The sequence below is a fragment of the Ideonella azotifigens genome (genome assembly GCF_006519715.1).
Lineage (GTDB): Bacteria > Pseudomonadota > Gammaproteobacteria > Burkholderiales > Burkholderiaceae_C > Ideonella > Ideonella azotifigens.
In genome coordinates this window covers 1-1,072 of the sequence record NZ_VIDT01001171.1, presented here as the reverse complement: position 1 = coordinate 1,072, position 1,072 = coordinate 1, and the positions used below count along the sequence as shown (strand labels likewise).

The 1,072-nt window shown below is 69.5% G+C and carries 1 protein-coding gene; it reads right to left on the bottom strand.

What is annotated here, in order from left to right:
- The coding region (locus tag FKP22_RS31400; RefSeq protein WP_141292067.1) for a TonB-dependent receptor domain-containing protein at nucleotides 1–1,072 on the bottom strand (1,072 nt) is incomplete at both ends.

Here is a 1,072-nt window from a genome sequence, read left to right as displayed (position 1 = left end):
TGCGCGCGCAGGTCGCCGAAGAAGCGTTGCGACCAGCCCAGCTCCAGCCCGCGGCGGCGCGTGGCGCCAGCGTTCTGGTAGGTCGCGCGGCCGCCCTGGTTGGTCTGCGTGACGATTTCGTTGGACGTGCCGGTGCGGAACAGCGCGGCGGTGAACTCGCCAAGTCCATCCACGCGCGCCTTCACACCTGCTTCCACGCTGCTGCTGCGCGCCGCGCCCAGGCCGAAGTTCAACCCGGTCTGGCCGCCGCTGCGGTAGGCCAGTTCGTTCAGCGTGGGCGTTTCGAAGCCGCGGCCGGCGGTGGCGTAGAAATGCAGCTGCTCGCTGGCAGCGAACATCAGGCCCAGCACCGGTAGCGTGGCCGTGTAGTTGGCGCCGCCACTGTCGTCCGGGTTGGTGCCGACGATGTAGTCGTCCCTGGATTCGAAGCGCACCCGGCTGTGGCGCAGGCCGGCGTTCAGCGTCCAGCTCGGCGCAAAGCGCCAACTGGCCTGCAGGTATTCGTCGAGGTTGTTCACGTCGTTGTGCTCGTCGCGCCGCAGCGCACCGCGCACGCCGGTCACCGTGTCGTCCCCACTGCCGGTGAAGTTCTGGTAGCCCTGGCGGTGCTCGGCCAGCGTGTCGTAGGCCAGACCGGCCACCAGGCTCAGCGGCCCGCCCAGCGCCTCGGTCTGGTGGGTCCAGCGCAGGTCGCCGCCGCGGTAGTCGCGGCTGAGTTCGATCACGCCGCCCGGGTGCAAGGGATTGGCCTGCGTGGTGACGGGAATGGACTGGAACTGCTCGGTGCCGCGGTGGCCCAGGTAGGCCATCAGTTGCAGCGTGTTGGCCGGGTCGATGCGCTGTTCGTAAGTCACACCGCCTTGCGTCTGGTTCATGCGCTTGCGCGTGTCGAAGCTGAGCGCCACCGGGTCCACACCACGCGGGTCGGCCTCGTACTGCGCCCGGGTCAGCCCCAGCGGGTCCTGCGCCCGCGGCAGCGCCACGCTGTTGAGCACCAGCGTCAGCTTGCGGTCCTGGTCCGGCTTCCAGCTCAGCTTGGCATTGCCCAGCAGCCGCTCGGTGGCGCTGTGCT